The sequence below is a fragment of the Simplicispira sp. 125 genome, assembly GCF_003096555.1.
Classification (GTDB): domain Bacteria; phylum Pseudomonadota; class Gammaproteobacteria; order Burkholderiales; family Burkholderiaceae_C; genus Simplicispira.
In genome coordinates this window covers 2,789,697-2,805,328 of sequence record NZ_QEKM01000001.1, presented here as the reverse complement: position 1 = coordinate 2,805,328, position 15,632 = coordinate 2,789,697, and the positions used below count along the sequence as shown (strand labels likewise).

The window sequence follows — 15,632 nt, the reverse complement described above, 5'->3', positions numbered from 1 at the left end:
AGATTCAGCGGGATACAGGGGCGGCGGGGGGGGCGGGCTTGCGGTGAAAGCCCACGCGCTTGAACCACAGCCGCAGCGCATGCCAGTGGATGCGGGCGACGATGGCCAGGGTCATGGCGGGGTAGCCCCACAAGGCGCGGCGCAGGGTGAGCGGCGTGATGGGTTCGAGCACGCCGCTGACGCTGGTTTGCAGCAGCAGGCCGTCTTCGTCGCCGTGGTCGATGCGCACCACGGTGCGCTCCTGGCCGGCGCTGTGCGTGCGCAGGAAGCGAAAATGGTAGTTCCCGCGCACCTCGCAAAACGGCGATACATGGAAGACCTTGTTCGCTTGCATCTCGACGCCATAGCGCGGGGCGTCCAGCAGGTAGCAGTGCCGCTCGCCAAAGGTGTTGTTGACCTCGACGACGATGGTGCGCAGGCTGCCGTCGGTGCGGTGGCAGTACCAGAAACTCACGGGCTTGAAGGTGTGGCCCCACATGCGCGGGTAGCAGTGCAGCCAGACCTGGCCCGTCGCGTCGTCAATGCCCTCGGCCTGCAGCAGGCCATCGAGCCAGGCCAGGGCGCCGCCTTGCGTGGGCGTGCGGCCATCGCCGTGGTCGGTGTCGTAAAAGCTCAGGGCACCGCGCCGGTTGATGGCCAGTGCCTGGGCTGCTTCGGGCAGGCTGCGCATGGGCAGCATGAGAAAGCAGGTGGGGTAGACAAAGGCATGGTGCCGGGGGCGCAGCCGGGTGTGGCGCACCTCGCCAAAACCGATCAACGGGCGGTCGGCCTTCATGCGGCCTCCGCCAGCGGTCCGGGCAGCGTGGCACGCAGCTGCTGGGCCGCAGCCAGGCCTGACTTGAGACCGTCTTCGTGGAAGCCGTAGCCTGTCCAGGCGCCGCAAAACCAGGTGTGCTGGCGCCCCTGGAGCAGGCCCACCAGGGGCTGGGCCCGGATGGCGGCCAGGTCGAACACCGGGTGGGCATAGTCGTAGCTGCCCAGCACCTGGGCTGGGTCGATGGCGCGCACCGGGTTCAGCGACACCACCACCGGCTGGCTGAACGGCAGCGGCTGCAGCTGGTTGAGCAGGTAGTGCAGGCACACCTGGGCCGAACCCTGGCCATCCTGCGGCGCACGCTCGTAGTTCCAGGCGGCCCAGGCGGCACGGCGTGTGGGCAGCACCGAGGTGTCGGTGTGCAGCACGGCGCGGTTGGGCTGGTAGCGGATGGCGCCCAGCACGGTCTTTTCCTGCAGTGTGGGGGTGGCCAGCAGCGCCAGGGCCTGGTCGGAATGGGTGGCGAGCACCAGGCGATCGAAATGCTCGGTGCGGCCATCGGTCACCACGCGCACACCGGCGGCGTCGCGTTCGATGCGGCGCACGGGGGTGTTCAGCCGGGCGTCGTCGATCCCCGCGACGATCTTGTCCACATAGCGGCGGGCGCCGCCCGTGACCGTCCACCACTGGGGCCGGTCGTTCACTTGCAGCAGGCCATGGTTGTGGCAAAAGCGCACCATGGTGGCCACCGGGAACTGGAGCATCTGGTCCGTAGGGCAGCTCCAGATGCAGCCCAGCATGGGCAGCAGGTACCAGTCGCGGAAGGCGGCGCCAAAACGGTGCGTTTCCAGGAACTCGCCCAGGGGCTGCATCAGTGCGGCGTCGTTGTGCTCCTGGGCCAGCCGGGTGGCCAGGGCGTTAAAGCGCAGCAGATCGGTCAGCATGCCCCAAAAGCGGGGGCTGGCCAGGTTGCTGCGCTGGGCAAAAACGGTGGACAGGCTGGTACCGCTCCACTCCAGCGGGCCGCCGCGCCGCGCACCTGGCACCTGCACCGAGAACGACATGTCGGAGCGCGAGGTTTCCACGCCCAGTTCCGCGAGCAGGCGGATGAGATGGGGGTAGGTGCGCTCGTTGAATACGAGGAAGCCCGTGTCCACGCCGTGGGTGGCAGGCCCGTGCGCTGTGGGCAGGGTCACGTCCACCGTGTGCGTGTGGCCGCCAAAATAGTGGCCTGCTTCAAAGAGCGTGGTATGCGCCTGGCCGCGCAGGGCATGCGCTGCCGCGAGACCGGCGATGCCGGAGCCGACGATGGCGACCCTCATGGGCGCCCCCCGAGGGCAGGGGTTGGGAAGAAAAAAGTTGCGAAGCGTCCCGAAACGAAGAAGAGAGGGAGGGAGGAGAAGCGCCTCGGGGTTTCAGTCGGCACACAAACGGCCAAAAGGCTTCGCAACACAGAAACAAAAGGGCATGTCTGACACCCTGGTGCTTCATAGAGTGGGGCGCGTTTCAGAAAGTTCCAGCCTCCGATGTGCAATTGATTGTGAAGATCGTGAGGTTTCATGGCTGGCCCCCTGGGGCAGGCCGCGCGAGCTGCTGTTCAATGGCGCGGACCACGCTGCGGCTGTCGGGGCTGGTCAGGCTGGAGTAGTTGTCCACCACCGTGCCGTCACGGCCGATCAGGTATTTGTGGAAGTTCCAGCGCGGCGCCTGCCCCGTCTGCTGGGCCAGTTGCTGGTACAAGGCGTTGGCTTGCGGCCCCTTCACGCTGCTTTTGGAAAACATGGGAAAGCGCACGCCAAAGGTGTTCTCGCAAAATGCGGCAATCTCTTGGTTGCTGCCGCTCTCTTGCGAAAAATCATTGGAGGGGAAGCCCAGCACCACCAGGCCCTTGCTTTGGTAGCGCGCATGCAGGGCTTCGAGCTCCTTGTACTGGCCCGTAAAGCCGCAGTAGCTGGCGGTATTCACCACCAGCAGCACCTTGCCGCGGTACTGGCACAGCGACTGCGGTTTTTCGTCCTGCAGCCGCAGAAAGCTGTGCTGCAACAGGACCGGGCAGGCATCATTGCTGGGGGTTTGCTGCGCCATGGCGGGCGTCACAGGCATCAGCAGCGCGCAGGCCAAGAGGGTCGGCAGAGCGGTGGAGTAGAAATATTTCATTAGACAATTCCTTGTTTGTCTAGGACAAGATAGAATTTAAGCACATTTTGTCTATGTGTGCTGGAGCCTCGTGAGTGACCTCGCAGGGTGTTGGGCAGGCATGGTGGAGAAACGTAAACCAATGGGCAATGCATGAATGAGGGCCAGGGCGACGCGGCGCAGTGCTATTCCATAGCAGCGGTCGAGCGCGATACCGGTTTGTCCAAGGACACTCTGCGGGTGTGGGAGCGCCGCTATGGCTTCCCGCAACCTGGGCGCGACGCGGCGGGCGATCGCAGCTACCCGGCCGAGCAGGTCGAGCGTTTGCGCACCATCTGCCGTCTGATGGATGCGGGCCACCGGCCTGGGCGCATCGTGGCGTTGGCCCCCGATGCCCTGCAGGCGCTGCTGCCCGTGGCGCCGTCCCCGGTGCCTGCGGGCGTGGCGCAGGTGGCGGGTGGCGGCACTGCCGTGGAGCCGTATCTGGTGCTGGTGGGCCAGCACGATGTGCAAGGCCTGCGTGGGCAACTGGGCCAGGCCCTGCTGCGCATGGGGCTCGAAGCTTTTGTTGTGGGCCTGGTGGCTCCCCTGACCACAGCGGTGGGCGAGGCCTGGATGCAGGGGCGGTTCCAGGTGTTCGAGGAACACCTGTACACCGAGTGCCTGACCGGTGTGCTGCGCCAGGCCATCGCCGGGGTGCCGCCTCCGGCGGGTGGCGCGTCACCCCGTGTGCTCCTCACCACGTTTGTGCAGGAAGCGCATGGTCTGGGCCTGCTCATGGCCGAGGCGCTGCTGGCGCTGGAGGGTTGCCAATGCCTCTCGCTGGGCCCCCAGACTCCGGTGGCCGAGATTGCCCGGGCGGCGCAGGCCGCACAGACCGATATCGTGGCGCTGAGTTTTTCTGCGTCCATGCCGGCGCCGGTGGCGCAGGCAGGCCTGCGGGAATTGCGCGGGCTGCTGCCGCCGCGGGTGGCCTTGTGGGCGGGGGGGCAGGCGCCTTTTCTACAGATGCGGGGACTGCCGGGGGTGCTGGCGCTGCCTGCGTTAGGAGCGGTGCATGCGCAGGTTGCCGGTTGGCGCCGTCAGACCATGGCGACCAGCCGGGCCACTTGAAGCTGTACGCGCACATCCTTGTGCGCCACCGGCCCGGTGATCTTGCATGACGGCTGCGCGGTGTTGCGCGGGATCATTTCTCCGGTGGGCATTCCCGAGCGGTTCATCACCACCGCCACGCGCGGTGTCGTGGCCGATGGCCCGCGTTTGAGCACGATGGCGATCTCTTGTGTGGCCAGGCGCACGAAGGCCCCCGGGGGATAGATGCCCAGGGCTTTGACCAGCGCGGCGCCTGCTTCGTCGACCTGTTGCTGCTCGTCGTAATAGCTGGCCTGCATGGCGGCCGTGACGGGCATGGGCAAGCGGCCCACGCGGGGCGCCAGGCGCGCCCCAAAAATATCGGCACGCTGGATCAGGCGGGCCATCTGCTGCGCCTCGGTCTTGTCGGCCATGGGGCCGGGCAGGCGGTGGTGGTGGTTGCGCACCGCTTCGAGCCATAGCGGGTCGGCCACGCCCAACTGGCGCAAGAGCGTCTCGGACCGGGCGGCGTGGCTTTCCACTGCGGCGATCTGCGCGGTGGTCAGGGGCTGGGCCTGCTGTGTCAGCTGGTCTTGCAGCTCGGTCATGGCCACGTTCATGCTCAGGGCGGCGCGGCCCAGCGTCAGGGTGTGGGCCTCGGGCCAGCGCAGCACTTCGCGCGCCGTCACCATGCACACGCAGGACACCAGCATGGCGTGTGTCGCGCTGTACAGGCGGGTTTCCTGGGCCGAGAGATAGACCAGTGCCAGCACGGTGGCGTCAGGCGACTGGGTGGTGTGGCGCGCCAGCTCCTCGTGCAGCGCTTGAAAGCGTGTGCCGAAATCGCCCGCCTGGGGGGCGCGCAGCAGCTGCGTGGCACGCTCCTGGAGTTCGGGCCAGTCGGCCGGGCCGGTGTCCGTCCGCTCGCGCGCCGCAGATTCGGCGGCGCTCATCTTCATGGTGGCAATCTCGCCAAGGTTGGTGTCGGCGATCAGCATTCTTTGCAGCCCCGCCAGGTAGGCGCGGTGGCTTTCCCCCGACTCGTCGGTATCGACATACAGTTGCACGCCCCGGGCCAGCAAGGTGTTCAGGTCCGCACGGTTGCGGATGATGAAACCTTTTTGCGCCAGCAAGGCCCCATCGGCGCCCCGCAGCACAAAGGGCAGCGGCTGACCAAAGTGGATGGAGTCAATGCTGAGCGGGACGAGGTTCATGGTGTGGCCGCATTATCGGATGGGGCCGCGCAGTGCAAAAGCGCGCAAACCCGGGGAATCAGGCGCTAATTTCATGGACACCTGATGTGCCGCAAGGTTCAGGGCTCTACGGGCGGCCGTCCCCGCAGGCGTCGGCCCAGGCGGCGGAATTTTTGTTCCAGGTCGTCCACCCCGGTGAACACGGCGGGAATCACCAGCAGGCTCAGGAAGGTGGAGGTGATCAGGCCCCCAATCACCGCCACCGCCATGGGCGAGCGAAAGCTCGGGTCGGCCGTGCCAATGCCCAGGGCGATAGGCAGCATGCCCGCGCCCATGGCCAGCGTGGTCATGATGATGGGCCGGGCGCGCTTATGGCAGGCGTCCATGAGCGCCTCGAACCGCGTGAGCCCGTGCTCGCGCCGCGCCAGGATGGCGTACTCGACCAGCAGGATGGAGTTCTTGGTGGCAATGCCCATGAGCATGATGAGCCCGATGAGCGAGGGCATCGAGAAGCTCTTTTGCGCAATCAAAAGGCCCACGAACGCGCCGCCCAGCGACAGCGGCAGCGCCGCCAGGATGGTGAACGGGTGCAGGAAGTCCTTGAACAGCAGCACCAGCACGATGTAGATGCACAGCACGCCCGTGAGCATGGCCAGGCCAAAGCTGGCGAACAGTTCGCCCATCACCTCGGCATCGCCCACCGTCGCCTGGCGCACGCCTGGGGGCAGGTTGCGCAGCGATGGCAAGGCCTCCACGGCTTGCGTGACATCACCCAGGGGCTGGCCCGACAGTTCGATCTCGAAGTTGACGTTGCGCGCGCGGTCGTAGCGGTCCACCACGGCGGGGCCGCCGCTGAATTCAAGCTGCGCCACCTGGCCCAGCATGACCGGGCCCTTGCTGCCCGGCACGGTCAGGCGTTCGAGCAGCGCCAGATCCTGGCGGGCGCCGTCCTGCAGCTTGACCACAATGGGAATCTGCCGCGATGCGAGGTTGAGCTTGGGCAGCGCCACATCGTAGTCGCCCACGGTGGCGATGCGCAGGGTCTCTGCGATGGCGCTGCTGGTGACGCCCAGGTCGGCGGCGCGGGCAAAGTCGGGGCGCACGGCGATCTCCGAGCGCACCAGGCTGGCCGTGGACGAGATGCTGCCCAGGCCGGGGATGGTGCGCAGGTCTTTTTCGACGGCCAGGGCGGCGCTGGTCAGGGTTTGGGGGTCATCGCCGGTGAGCACCAGGATGTATTTTTCGCCCGAACCGCCCAGGCCGACCTTGTAGCGCACGCCAGGCAAGGTCTCCAGTGCTGTGCGGATGTTCTGTTCGATGCCCTGCTTGCGGGGCCGCACGCCGCGTTCGGCCAATCGGATGGTGAGCGTGGCCTTGCGCGTTTCGGCCGAGCCGCTGGGCGCGAACGGGTCGCCGCCGGCCGAGCCGCCGCCGATGGTGGTGTAGATGCTTTGGATGTGTGCCACCTGCATGAGGCGCTGGCGTGCATCTTCGGAGACGGCGCGTGTCTGTGCCAGCGTGGCGCCGGGGGGCAGCTCCAGGTACACCTGGGTTTGCGAGTTGTCGTCGGGCGGAATAAAACCCTTGGGCAGCAGCGGAATGAGGGCCAGCGAGCCGATGAAGAAGGCCAGCGTGGCCCCGTAGGTGAGCCAGCGGTGGCGCACGCACCACGAGGCCCAGCGCAGGTACACGCCCATCCAGCGCGGGTCTTTGTGTTCGCCCACGATGGGCTTGAGGATGTAGGCCGCCATCATGGGCGTGAGCACGCGCGCCACCACCAGGCTGGCAAACACGGCGAGCGCGGCTGTCCAGCCGAACTGCTTGAAGAACTTGCCTGCGATCCCGCTCATGAAGGCGGTGGGCAGAAACACCGCGATCAGCGTGAAGGTGGTGGCAACCACGGCCAGGCCGATCTCATCGGCCGCTTCCATGGCGGCCTGGTAGGGCGACTTGCCCATGCGCAGGTGGCGCACGATGTTCTCCACCTCGACGATGGCGTCGTCCACCAGAATGCCCACCACCAGTGACAGCGCCAGCAAAGTGATCACGTTGATGGAGAAGCCCAGCAGGTACATGCCGATGAAGGCTGGAATGACCGACAGCGGCAGCGCCACCGCCGAGACAAAAGTGGCGCGCCAGTCGCGCAGAAACAGCCACACCACCAGCACCGCCAGCAGCGCACCTTCGTAGAGCAGGTGCATGGAGCCGTCGTATTCCTCCTGCACCGGCGCGACGAAGTTGAAGGCCTCGGTGATTTCCAGGCCGGGGTGCTGTGCGCGCAGCTCTGCCAGTGCGGCCTGCACGGCGGCGCCTACCTCGACCTCGCTCGCGCCCTTGCTGCGCGCTACTTCGAAGCCCACCACCGGCTGGCCGTCGAGCAGCGCCAGCGCGCGCGGCTCGGCAAAGGTGTCGCGCACCGTGGCGAGCTGGTCCAGGCGCACCGCGCGCCCGTCGGGCAGCGCCAGCGACAGGCCAGCCAGCTCCTGCGCCGACTGCACCGTGGCCAGGGTGCGCACGGGTTGCTCGCTGCCGCCCAGGTCGGTGCGCCCGCCGGCGCTTTCCTGCTGTACCTGGCGCAATTGGCGCGAAATGTCGGCCGCCGTGGCCGACAGCGCCTGCAGGCGCAGCGGGTCCAGGGCCACATGCACCTGCCGGTCCACGCCGCCCACGCGGCTGACCGCGCCCACGCCGCGCACGGTCAGCAGCTTCTTCGCCACGTCGTTATCGACGAACCAGGACAGGGCTTCGTCGTCCATGCGCGGCGATGCGATGGTGAAGGCCAGCACCGGCTGGGCAGCCAGGTCCATCTTGGTCACGATGGGGTCGCGCACGTCGCCCGGCAGGTCGCCGCGCACGCGCGCCACGGCCGAGCGCACATCGTCCAGCGCCTCTTGCGTGGGTTTTTCCAGCCGGAACTCGGCCGTGATGGTGGCGCCGCCGTCCTGCACCTTGGTGTAGATGTGCTTGAGACCCTGCAGCGTGGCGATGCTGTTCTCGATCTTGCGCGCCACATCGTTCTCCAACTGCGCGGGCGCTGCCCCGGGCAGCGCCACGGTGACGGAGATGGTGGGCAAGTCGATGTCGGGAAAGTTCTGCACCTTCATGGCGTTGAAGGACAGCAGGCCGCCAAAGGTCAGCAGCACAAACAGCATCAGCGCCGGGATGGGGTTCTTGATCGACCAGGTCGAGACATTCATGGAGAATGCTCCTCAAATAAGAGCTGCTTGCGCTTTGCTGGTAAGCGCTAGAGCCCTATTTTCTTTAAATTTTTCAAGACCGGATGTGGCCGCAGGCGCAGGGGACACGCGCACCAGGTCACCGTCATTGAGGAAACCGGCGCCACGCACCGCGATGGAGGCGTCGGCCTCCAGACCCGAAAGAATCTCCACCCGGTCGGCGATGCGGCGGCCGGTTTGCACCTTGCGTTGTTGCACGCGCTGCTGTGGCCCCAGCACGAAGACGTAGGAGAAGCCGTCGCGCACCACCAGGGCTTCCTGGGGGATGGTGAGCGCATCGGTGCTGCCCAGCGCAAATTCGCCGCGGGCAAACATGCCGGCGCGGAAATCCGTTTTGGCAGGCAGGTCCACATAGACCAGCGCATTGCGCGTTTGCGGGTCCACGGTGGGCGCCACCATGCGCACCGTGCCTTCGGTCGTTGCGCCGCTGGCCCCCGTGACGCGCGCTTTGGTTCCGGGCTGGATGCGCGCCAGCTCGGTGGAGGTCACTTCGGCACGCCATTCCAGGCGGCCCTGGCGCACCATGCGGAACAACTCGGTGCCCGCGCCCACGACTGCTCCTACGGTGGCAGTGCGGGCCGAGATGACGCCACTGTCGGGTGCGCGCACCTGGGTGTGCTGCAGGCGCAGTTGCTGCGTCTGCAGCAGGGCGCGCGCAGCTTCTACGCGGGCCTGGGCGGTTTGGCCGGCCGTGGTGAATTGCTGGATCTGCTGCTGGCTCAGTGCGCCCGTGGCCTGCAGCGACCGGGCGCGTTCGGCATTGGCGGCGGCTTCGGCGGCCACGGCCTGGGCTTCGAGCAGGCTGGCGCGCGCCTGGGCCAGCTCGGCCTGCACGACCTCGGGCGAGAAGCGGGCGAGCACCTGGCCCGCCTTGACCACGTCGCCCACGTTCACCAGCACCGCATCCAGGCGCAGGCCATTGCTCTGGGCGCCAATGCTGGCTTCCTGCCATGCGGCCACGTTGCCATTGGCGGCCAGGCGCAGCGGCACGGCGCCGCGCTGGGGTTGCGCAGTGCTGACTGTGAGCGCGGGGCGCGCTGCGGTCGCGGGGGCCTCGTCGGCAGCGCGCGATGTGCCGGTGTACAGCAGTGCAGCGGTGCAGCCCAGAACGAGGACGGCTGCCAGGGCCAGGGAGGCGGGAAACGGTTTCAGTGCGGGCATGGAAAAGCTCCGGTCATCCAGGGGTGAAATCAGGGTGGTCAGTGCATGCTGGCGCTGGCAGCGTGTGCGGTGGGGCCGTCCCAGCCACCGCCCGCAGCGCGGTACAGGGTGACCCAGGCGCCAGCGCGCTCGTGGGCCAGCAGCGCCAAAGACTGGTCGGCCGCTAGGGCGGTGCGGCGTGCGTCTTCGAGCTCCAGCAGGCTGGCCAGTCCGGCGCGCCAGCGTGCCTCGGTGGCGCGGAAGGCGGTGCGGTAGCCCTCGGCGGCGGCCTGGGCGCTGGCCGTGCGGCCCACGCTGGCGTCCAGCCGGACCAGGGCCTGCTCCACCTCGCTGACGGCCAGGCGCACGCGGGTGCGGTACAGGGCCACGGCTTCGTCATAGCGGGCACGGACGGCCTCTTCCTGCGCGGCGCGGCGGCCACCGTCGAGCAGCGGCAGGCTCAGGGCCAGCGGGCCGATGGACCAGGTGTTCAAGTCGGTCTGCAGCCCCTGCGTGCGCACATGGGCGGCACCAATGGTGCCGCTGAGCGCCAGGCGCGGGTAGCGCTGGGCCTGGGCCTGGCCCACGTCGGCGCTGGCAGCGGCCACCTCGCGTTCGGCGGCGTACACGTCGGGGCGCTGGCCAATCACCTGCGCGGGCAGCGTGGCAATGTGCAGCAGCGCATCGGACGGCGGCTGCAGCGGTGTGGGCGCCAGTTGGGGGCGCAGCGTGGCTTCGTCGCGGCCGGTTAGTGCCACCAGTGCCTTGAGTTCCAGCGCGCACTGCATGCGCTGCTGGGCGCTGCGCACCACGGCTTCGGCGGCGCTGGCCTGGGCCAGTTCGTGGGTCGCCGGGGCGGTGAAGCCCGCGCGTTCGCTCTGCTGCGACAGACGGGCGGTCTGCGTGCGCGAGCGCTCGTCGTCTTCGGCAATGGCCTGCTGCTGCAGGCAGGTGCGCAGGCCGCTGTACTGCAGCGCCACCTCGGCCGCCACGCTCACGCGAGCGGCATGCCATTGCGCCTGTGCACCTTGCAGCCGCTCGCTGGCGGCGCGCTCGGCAGCAGCATTTCCACCCCAAAGGTCGATTTCCCACTGTGCCTGCAGCCCCGTTTGGGCGGTGCTGGCCACGGCGCGGACCGATTCGTTAAAGCCCCGACTGGCGCTGGCCTGTGCGTCCACCGAGGGCGCCAACGCAGCGCGGCTGCCCGTCAGTGCGGCACGCGCCTGCACGATGCGCGACTGCGCCTGCGCAAGATCCGGGCTCAGTGTCTGCGCATCGCGTACCAGCTCCACCAGCAGCGGGTCGCCCCACTGTGCCCACCAGTCGCCCAGGGCCTGCACTGATCCCTGGTGCGGCAGCGGAGCCTGCCAGGCGGTGGGGGTGGGTGCATCCACCTGCGGCGGCGGCGCCTGGGTGGCGCAGGCAGCCAGCGCCAGAGGCAGGCAGGCTGCCCACCAGAGGCGGCGAAAGCGTGGGTCAGGCATGGGGAGGGACCTTTCGGGAATGGGGGGGGCGGGATGGCGGTGCGCGGCGGCGCTCGGCTTCGCTGTGCACCATGGCCAGGGCGTAGCCGGTCAGGCGCTGTGCCCAGGCAGAAAGGGCCTGCGGCCGCGTCAGCCGGGGCGCCACGGCGTGCAGCACGTCGTGCTGCGTCCACATCTGCATCACCAGCGCGGCAATGGAAAAGGTCAGGCGGTGCATGTCGTCGTCCACTCGGGCCACGCCCAGATGCTGGCACAGCAGGCGCAGCAGGGCCATGTGCGGGGTGCGGCATTCGCGCTCGATCAGCGCAGGCCACACATGCGTGGGGTCCAGCAGCTCGCGCATGTGCAGCCGCAGCGACTGGCGCATCAGGTCGTCGTGCCGCAGCGGCTCCAGGTAGCTTTCAAAGTAGCGCTGCAGTGCCGTCTCCAGCCCGATGCCCGGTTCGGCGAAGTAGGCAATCAGCTCCTGGCTGCTGCCCAGGGGCTCGTAGAACGTGGCGGTGTACAGGGCGGCCTTGTCCCCAAAGTGGTAGGCAATGGCGGCCACGTTGGCACCGGCTTCCTGGGCAATGGCGCGCACCGACGTGCGTGCATAGCCCTGCTGCGAAAACAGCTGCAGCGCTGCCAGCAACAGCCGCTCGCGCGTGGGCTCGCTGTCGCTGCGTGGGTTGCGTGGCGTGGATGCTCGGTCGGGTTCACGGACGGCCATGGGGCCGCATTAGAACACCAAATTCAAACAGTTGTTTGAAAGTGTTGTGTCAACCGACCAAAGTCGCGTTCACCATCGCAGCGACAGCGATGCCGACAGCGATGCCGGCCGCAATCTCCCATCGGGTGTGGCCCATGCGTTCACGCAAAATTTGGTGATCTGGCGCACCGGCTGCCATCTTGTTGATGGCTGTGGCGTGCTTCCCCACCTGCTGGCGCAAGCTGTTGGCGTCAAGCACCACGACAAAGGCCAAGGTAACGGCAACGCCGAAGGCAGGTGTTCCCATACCCTCTTTGAGGGCAATGAGCGCGGCCATGCTGCTGACGATCGCACTGTGGTTGCTGGGCAGTCCTCCGTAGCCAATCAAGCCGAATGCGAGCTTTTTTGCCTTGAAGCTGTTGATGATGAACTTGGAGGCTCCAGCGATGAGCCATGCAAGAAATGGGGTCAAAGCGTACGAGAAGTCCACGATCACCCCCGCACCGGCCAAAGCGCCCAACTGCAGGTGGCAATCCATATCAATATGGTGAGCAACAACTGCCAGTCCACGAACAATGCGTCCGTGGGCGACTCTCCCCCATCCAGCGCCTCGACCACGAACCAGTAGCGGAACAGGCCGAACAGCACCAACGGCACCGTGATCACCAACTCGGGCTTGGTGGACATCACAAACATGCTGTAGAAGAGCAGCGCCCCGGTTGCAGACATCTCGGCATAGCGATCCACCAGTGCGACAGTGTATTTTTCGAGGACCCTGCGACCCTCTGTGCCGCTTTGGCTGAGTTCCTGGCGCCGCTTGATGGCGGCCAGGTACAGTGCCAGACACAGGGTCGTGATGAACATCCATGAGGACACGGGAACCTCCAGGGCCATGGCTCCTGCGTAAACGCGCAGGACAAAACCGATGGCGATGGTGAAAATATCGACCACTGGCTGGTGCTTGAGAACGAAGGTGTACGCCAAGTTCAAAGCCCAATAGGCTGCGATGATCATCCCTACCTTGGGGGCCATAAACCAGCCCCATACCAGCACGGCGTAGAGAATTGCCAGTAGGATCAATGCGCTGGGCAGCGAGACGACGCCAGAAGCCAGGGGGCGTGTCTTGGATTTCTTGGGGTGGAGACGATCGCGCTCAATGTCGTGAAGATCATTGACGACATAAGCGGCCGATGACGCGATGCAAAACAACAGCATGGCCAGTAGTGCATGGCTGACAGCCCTTCCGTCCATGAAGGTACCTGAAAACATCAACGGAGCCAAAACAAAGCCGTTTTTAACCCACTGCTTTGGACGCATGAGCTGGATGAGGCCCATCATGTGCATGCGAGGTGAGTGGGTGGTTGCGGTACCATTCATTGATTTTTGAGCCTCGGCGGTGTCATCCAATGTTTGCCTTGTCTAAACTGGCAATTAACTATGCCATTTTTGCACTCATTGCAACCGCAGCAAACATCAGCGCTCAGGATCTGCTTATTCGTGCCTACAGTGGCGAGTTTTCCGTTATTGCCTCGGTGACACTTGGCACGGGAGTCGGGCTTGTCGTTAAGTACATTCTGGACAAGCGCTATATCTTTCGTTTCCAAGCACGCAGCGTTGGACATGACACTCGGATTTTCGCACTTTACACCGTCATGGGAATGGCTACGACCATGATTTTCTGGGGCTTTGAGTTTGGTTTCCATCATGTTTTTGAAACCAAAGAAATGCGTTACCTCGGTGGTGTGTTAGGTCTGGCAATCGGCTACTTGGCCAAATACCACCTCGACAAACGCTACGTTTTCCGGGCGGAGCCCGGATGAGGCCGGTGGGCTCGTGGGGACGCCTGAGTGCCGATCCCCACCACGTTGTAGGCCTTTCGGATCTGCACAGTGTCAAGGATGTGGTTGTTCAGGGGCCTCATCCAGGTGTGGCCCATGGCATGGGCCGCAGCTACGGTGACGTCTGCCTGAACCCAAGGGGCACACTCTGGGTCACGACTTCCCTCGATCATTTCATCGCTTTTGATAGCTGTACCGGGCGGCTCGTGTGCGAGGCGGGAGTTCTGCTAAGGGACATTCAGCGGCTGTTTATTCCCCGTGGCTGGATTCTTCCCGTCACTCCAGGCACCCAGTTGGTGACCGTGGGCGGTGCCATTGCGAACGACGTACACGGCAAGAATCACCATGTGTTGGGGTCATTTGGAGACCATGTCAAAAGTCTCACCATTGCACGCACTAACGGAGAAATCATCCAGTGTGGACCGGACGAGTGCCTAGAGTGGTTCAGCGCTACTGTGGGTGGGATCGGCCTCACAGGGGTGATCACACAGGCGGAGATCCAGTTGCGTCCCGTGAGTGGCCCATGGTTGGACACGGAGACCATTCCCTATGCTGGACTGGATGAGTTTTTTCGGCTTGCGGATGATTCTGAGGCAGCTTGGGAGCACACCGTGTCATGGATTGACTGTCTGGCTCCGGGCCGTGGTAGGGGCCTTTTCATGCGCGGCAATCACACCCGTGCTGAACACGGCCCGGCGCCCAAGGTGCGCAGTTTCGGTGTTCCTGTGGAACCCCCTGTTTCCATGGTCAATCAGCTGTCCTTGCGTCCCCTGAATGCAGCGTACTACCGCCTCCACCAGTGGAAAGCGGGGCATTTTGTCGCTCATCATGAGTCATTTTTCTACCCTCTCGACCATCTGCACGATTGGAATCGAATGTATGGTCCCAAGGGTTTTTTCCAGTACCAAAGTGTGGTGCCACGCGATGTGGGGCAAGACGCCATTCAGGCCATGCTGCGAGAGATATCCCGCTCAAGAGATGGCTCGTTTCTTGCCGTGCTGAAGACATTCGGCAACCGCCAGCCCTTGGGCATGCTGAGTTTCCCGCAACCCGGGGTGACACTTGCGCTGGACTTTCCGAACCGGGGGACGCGCACGCACAAGCTGTTCGAGCGTCTGGATGCTGTCGTCCGAGAAGCGAGGGGGCGTCTTTATCCGGCCAAAGATGCACGAATGCCCAGAGATCTCTTTGAGGCGGGCTATCCGCGCTTGACGGAATTCATTAAATACCGGGATCCGGGTATCAGTTCCGGATTTTCACGCCGCTTGCTGGGAAGTTGAATGCAAAACACCAAGAAAATTGTTATCGTTGGCGCCACATCTGCGATTGCTGAACGATGTGCCAGGCGTTGGCTAGAGCAAATGCCAATAGACCTGACATTGGTAGGCCGTGATGCCCGGCGCGTTGAACGGGTGGCGGTGGATCTCAGAGTTCGCAGTCCCCAATCCGAGATTCGGGTCATTCAGTCAGATTTTCTGGATCCTGTGGCCATAGACGCGATGGTCGGAGCGATTGCGAAATCGGGTCCCATTGATGTCGCACTGATAGCCCATGGGTCGCTGCCCGAACAAACCGAGTGTCAGACTGATCTTCTGTCTTGTCGCGAAGCACTGGAAATCAACGGTGTGTCGCCAGTTCTCTTTGCAGAGGCATTCGCCAAGGAAATGGAGAAGGCCAAATGTGGCACCTTGGCATTGATTGGGTCTGTGGCAGGAGACCGAGGGCGGAAATCCAACTATGTGTATGGCGCCGCCAAGGGGATGATCGCGCGTTATGCCCAAGGGCTGCAGCACCGTTTTTCAGGGACAGGTGTCAAGGTGGTGTTGGTAAAGCCTGGCCCGACCGACACCCCCATGACCGCTCACCTCAAGGCAAAGGGAGCCAGGCTGGCGATGGTTGACGATGTTGCAAAGGAGATTGTCGATGCGGTCATGGCGGGAAGGCCAGTGCTTTATACCCCAAAAAAATGGGCAATCATTATGAAAATAATCCAGCACATACCTTATAAAATATTCAACAAGCTTGATATATAGTGCCGCAATATTTTGATGGGTGAGAGTTTTGTGCTTGAATGATAAGAGGCATTAAGTGA

The 15,632-nt window shown here is 64.8% G+C and carries 14 protein-coding genes; 4 read left to right on the top strand and 10 right to left on the bottom strand.

Annotated elements, in window-relative coordinates; all coding sequences use genetic code 11:
• Positions 1–4 precede the first annotated feature (4 nt).
• From C8D04_RS13090 to C8D04_RS13080, 3 genes are all read right to left on the bottom strand, one after another.
• Positions 5–775: a DUF1365 domain-containing protein gene (locus C8D04_RS13090; RefSeq protein ID WP_116005250.1), complete on the bottom strand. Its 771-nt coding sequence runs from the start codon at positions 773–775 to the stop codon at positions 5–7.
• Positions 772–2,076, bottom strand: a complete 1,305-nt coding sequence (locus C8D04_RS13085) for an FAD-dependent oxidoreductase (protein WP_116005249.1) — start codon at positions 2,074–2,076, stop codon at positions 772–774. Before C8D04_RS13085 ends, C8D04_RS13090 begins: the two co-directional genes overlap by 4 nt.
• Before the next feature lie 235 nt (positions 2,077–2,311).
• Entirely contained in the window at positions 2,312–2,839 is a 528-nt protein-coding gene (locus C8D04_RS13080; RefSeq protein ID WP_165829149.1) for a glutathione peroxidase, read from the bottom strand.
• Positions 2,840–3,043: 204 nt separating this feature from the next.
• On the opposite strand from C8D04_RS13080, the gene C8D04_RS13075 reads away from it, so the two are divergent.
• Positions 3,044–4,003 carry a MerR family transcriptional regulator gene (locus tag C8D04_RS13075; protein ID WP_116005247.1) on the top strand — a complete coding sequence of 320 codons (960 nt, stop codon included), beginning with the start codon at positions 3,044–3,046 and terminating at the stop codon, positions 4,001–4,003.
• Here C8D04_RS13075 and C8D04_RS13070 read toward each other — a convergent pair.
• The 7 genes from C8D04_RS13070 to C8D04_RS13040 all read right to left on the bottom strand — a co-directional run bounded on the left by C8D04_RS13070 (position 3,973) and on the right by C8D04_RS13040 (position 13,109).
• The gene (locus C8D04_RS13070) at positions 3,973–5,175 is read right to left on the bottom strand and encodes a phosphohydrolase (RefSeq protein WP_116005246.1); all 1,203 of its coding nucleotides are present in this window, start codon (positions 5,173–5,175) and stop codon (positions 3,973–3,975) included. The genes C8D04_RS13075 and C8D04_RS13070 overlap by 31 nt on opposite strands.
• Before the next feature lie 98 nt (positions 5,176–5,273).
• Positions 5,274–8,351, bottom strand: coding sequence for an efflux RND transporter permease subunit (locus C8D04_RS13065; protein WP_116005245.1), 3,078 nt, complete (start codon positions 8,349–8,351; stop codon positions 5,274–5,276).
• 12 nt (positions 8,352–8,363) lie between these two features.
• The gene (locus C8D04_RS13060) at positions 8,364–9,551 is read right to left on the bottom strand and encodes an efflux RND transporter periplasmic adaptor subunit (protein WP_116005244.1); all 1,188 of its coding nucleotides are present in this window, start codon (positions 9,549–9,551) and stop codon (positions 8,364–8,366) included.
• 38 nt (positions 9,552–9,589) lie between these two features.
• Positions 9,590–11,014 (bottom strand): efflux transporter outer membrane subunit, encoded by a 1,425-nt coding sequence (locus C8D04_RS13055; protein WP_116005243.1) that lies wholly within the window; start codon positions 11,012–11,014, stop codon positions 9,590–9,592.
• Positions 11,007–11,723: a TetR/AcrR family transcriptional regulator gene (locus C8D04_RS13050; protein ID WP_116005242.1), complete on the bottom strand. Its 717-nt coding sequence runs from the start codon at positions 11,721–11,723 to the stop codon at positions 11,007–11,009. Before C8D04_RS13050 ends, C8D04_RS13055 begins: the two co-directional genes overlap by 8 nt.
• Before the next feature lie 49 nt (positions 11,724–11,772).
• Complete coding sequence (locus C8D04_RS13045; RefSeq protein WP_199563058.1) at positions 11,773–12,192, bottom strand: divergent PAP2 family protein; 420 nt, start codon at positions 12,190–12,192, stop codon at positions 11,773–11,775.
• A gap of 2 nt (positions 12,193–12,194) precedes the next feature.
• The gene (locus C8D04_RS13040; protein ID WP_233521173.1) at positions 12,195–13,109 is read right to left on the bottom strand and encodes a decaprenyl-phosphate phosphoribosyltransferase; all 915 of its coding nucleotides are present in this window, start codon (positions 13,107–13,109) and stop codon (positions 12,195–12,197) included.
• On the opposite strand from C8D04_RS13040, the gene C8D04_RS13035 reads away from it, so the two are divergent.
• Genes C8D04_RS13035 through C8D04_RS13025 form a run of 3 tightly spaced genes read left to right on the top strand, consistent with a single transcriptional unit; the run spans position 13,109 to position 15,573 of the window.
• Positions 13,109–13,522: a GtrA family protein gene (locus tag C8D04_RS13035; RefSeq protein ID WP_116005239.1), complete on the top strand. Its 414-nt coding sequence runs from the start codon at positions 13,109–13,111 to the stop codon at positions 13,520–13,522. The two genes, C8D04_RS13040 and C8D04_RS13035, sit on opposite strands and share 1 nt — an antisense overlap.
• Positions 13,519–14,820, top strand: a complete 1,302-nt coding sequence (locus C8D04_RS13030) for an FAD-binding oxidoreductase (protein WP_116005238.1) — start codon at positions 13,519–13,521, stop codon at positions 14,818–14,820. Before C8D04_RS13035 ends, C8D04_RS13030 begins: the two co-directional genes overlap by 4 nt.
• Entirely contained in the window at positions 14,821–15,573 is a 753-nt protein-coding gene (locus C8D04_RS13025) for an SDR family NAD(P)-dependent oxidoreductase (RefSeq protein WP_116005237.1), read from the top strand.
• Positions 15,574–15,632: the final 59 nt, after the last annotated feature.

What these genes read in the sequence shown, in the direction of transcription:
- C8D04_RS13090 (WP_116005250.1), bottom strand. Translation starts at nt 775, where the DNA reads ATGAAGGCCGACCGCCCGTTGATCGGTTTTGGCGAGGTGCGCCACACC.
- C8D04_RS13085 (WP_116005249.1), bottom strand. Translation starts at nt 2,076, where the DNA reads ATGAGGGTCGCCATCGTCGGCTCCGGCATCGCCGGTCTCGCGGCAGCG.
- C8D04_RS13080 (WP_165829149.1), bottom strand. Translation starts at nt 2,839, where the DNA reads ATGGCGCAGCAAACCCCCAGCAATGATGCCTGCCCGGTCCTGTTGCAG.
- C8D04_RS13075 (WP_116005247.1), top strand. Translation starts at nt 3,044, where the DNA reads ATGAATGAGGGCCAGGGCGACGCGGCGCAGTGCTATTCCATAGCAGCG.
- C8D04_RS13070 (WP_116005246.1), bottom strand. Translation starts at nt 5,175, where the DNA reads ATGAACCTCGTCCCGCTCAGCATTGACTCCATCCACTTTGGTCAGCCG.
- C8D04_RS13065 (WP_116005245.1), bottom strand. Translation starts at nt 8,351, where the DNA reads ATGAATGTCTCGACCTGGTCGATCAAGAACCCCATCCCGGCGCTGATG.
- C8D04_RS13060 (WP_116005244.1), bottom strand. Translation starts at nt 9,551, where the DNA reads ATGCCCGCACTGAAACCGTTTCCCGCCTCCCTGGCCCTGGCAGCCGTC.
- C8D04_RS13055 (WP_116005243.1), bottom strand. Translation starts at nt 11,014, where the DNA reads ATGCCTGACCCACGCTTTCGCCGCCTCTGGTGGGCAGCCTGCCTGCCT.
- C8D04_RS13050 (WP_116005242.1), bottom strand. Translation starts at nt 11,723, where the DNA reads ATGGCCGTCCGTGAACCCGACCGAGCATCCACGCCACGCAACCCACGC.
- C8D04_RS13035 (WP_116005239.1), top strand. Translation starts at nt 13,109, where the DNA reads ATGTTTGCCTTGTCTAAACTGGCAATTAACTATGCCATTTTTGCACTC.
- C8D04_RS13030 (WP_116005238.1), top strand. Translation starts at nt 13,519, where the DNA reads ATGAGGCCGGTGGGCTCGTGGGGACGCCTGAGTGCCGATCCCCACCAC.
- C8D04_RS13025 (WP_116005237.1), top strand. Translation starts at nt 14,821, where the DNA reads ATGCAAAACACCAAGAAAATTGTTATCGTTGGCGCCACATCTGCGATT.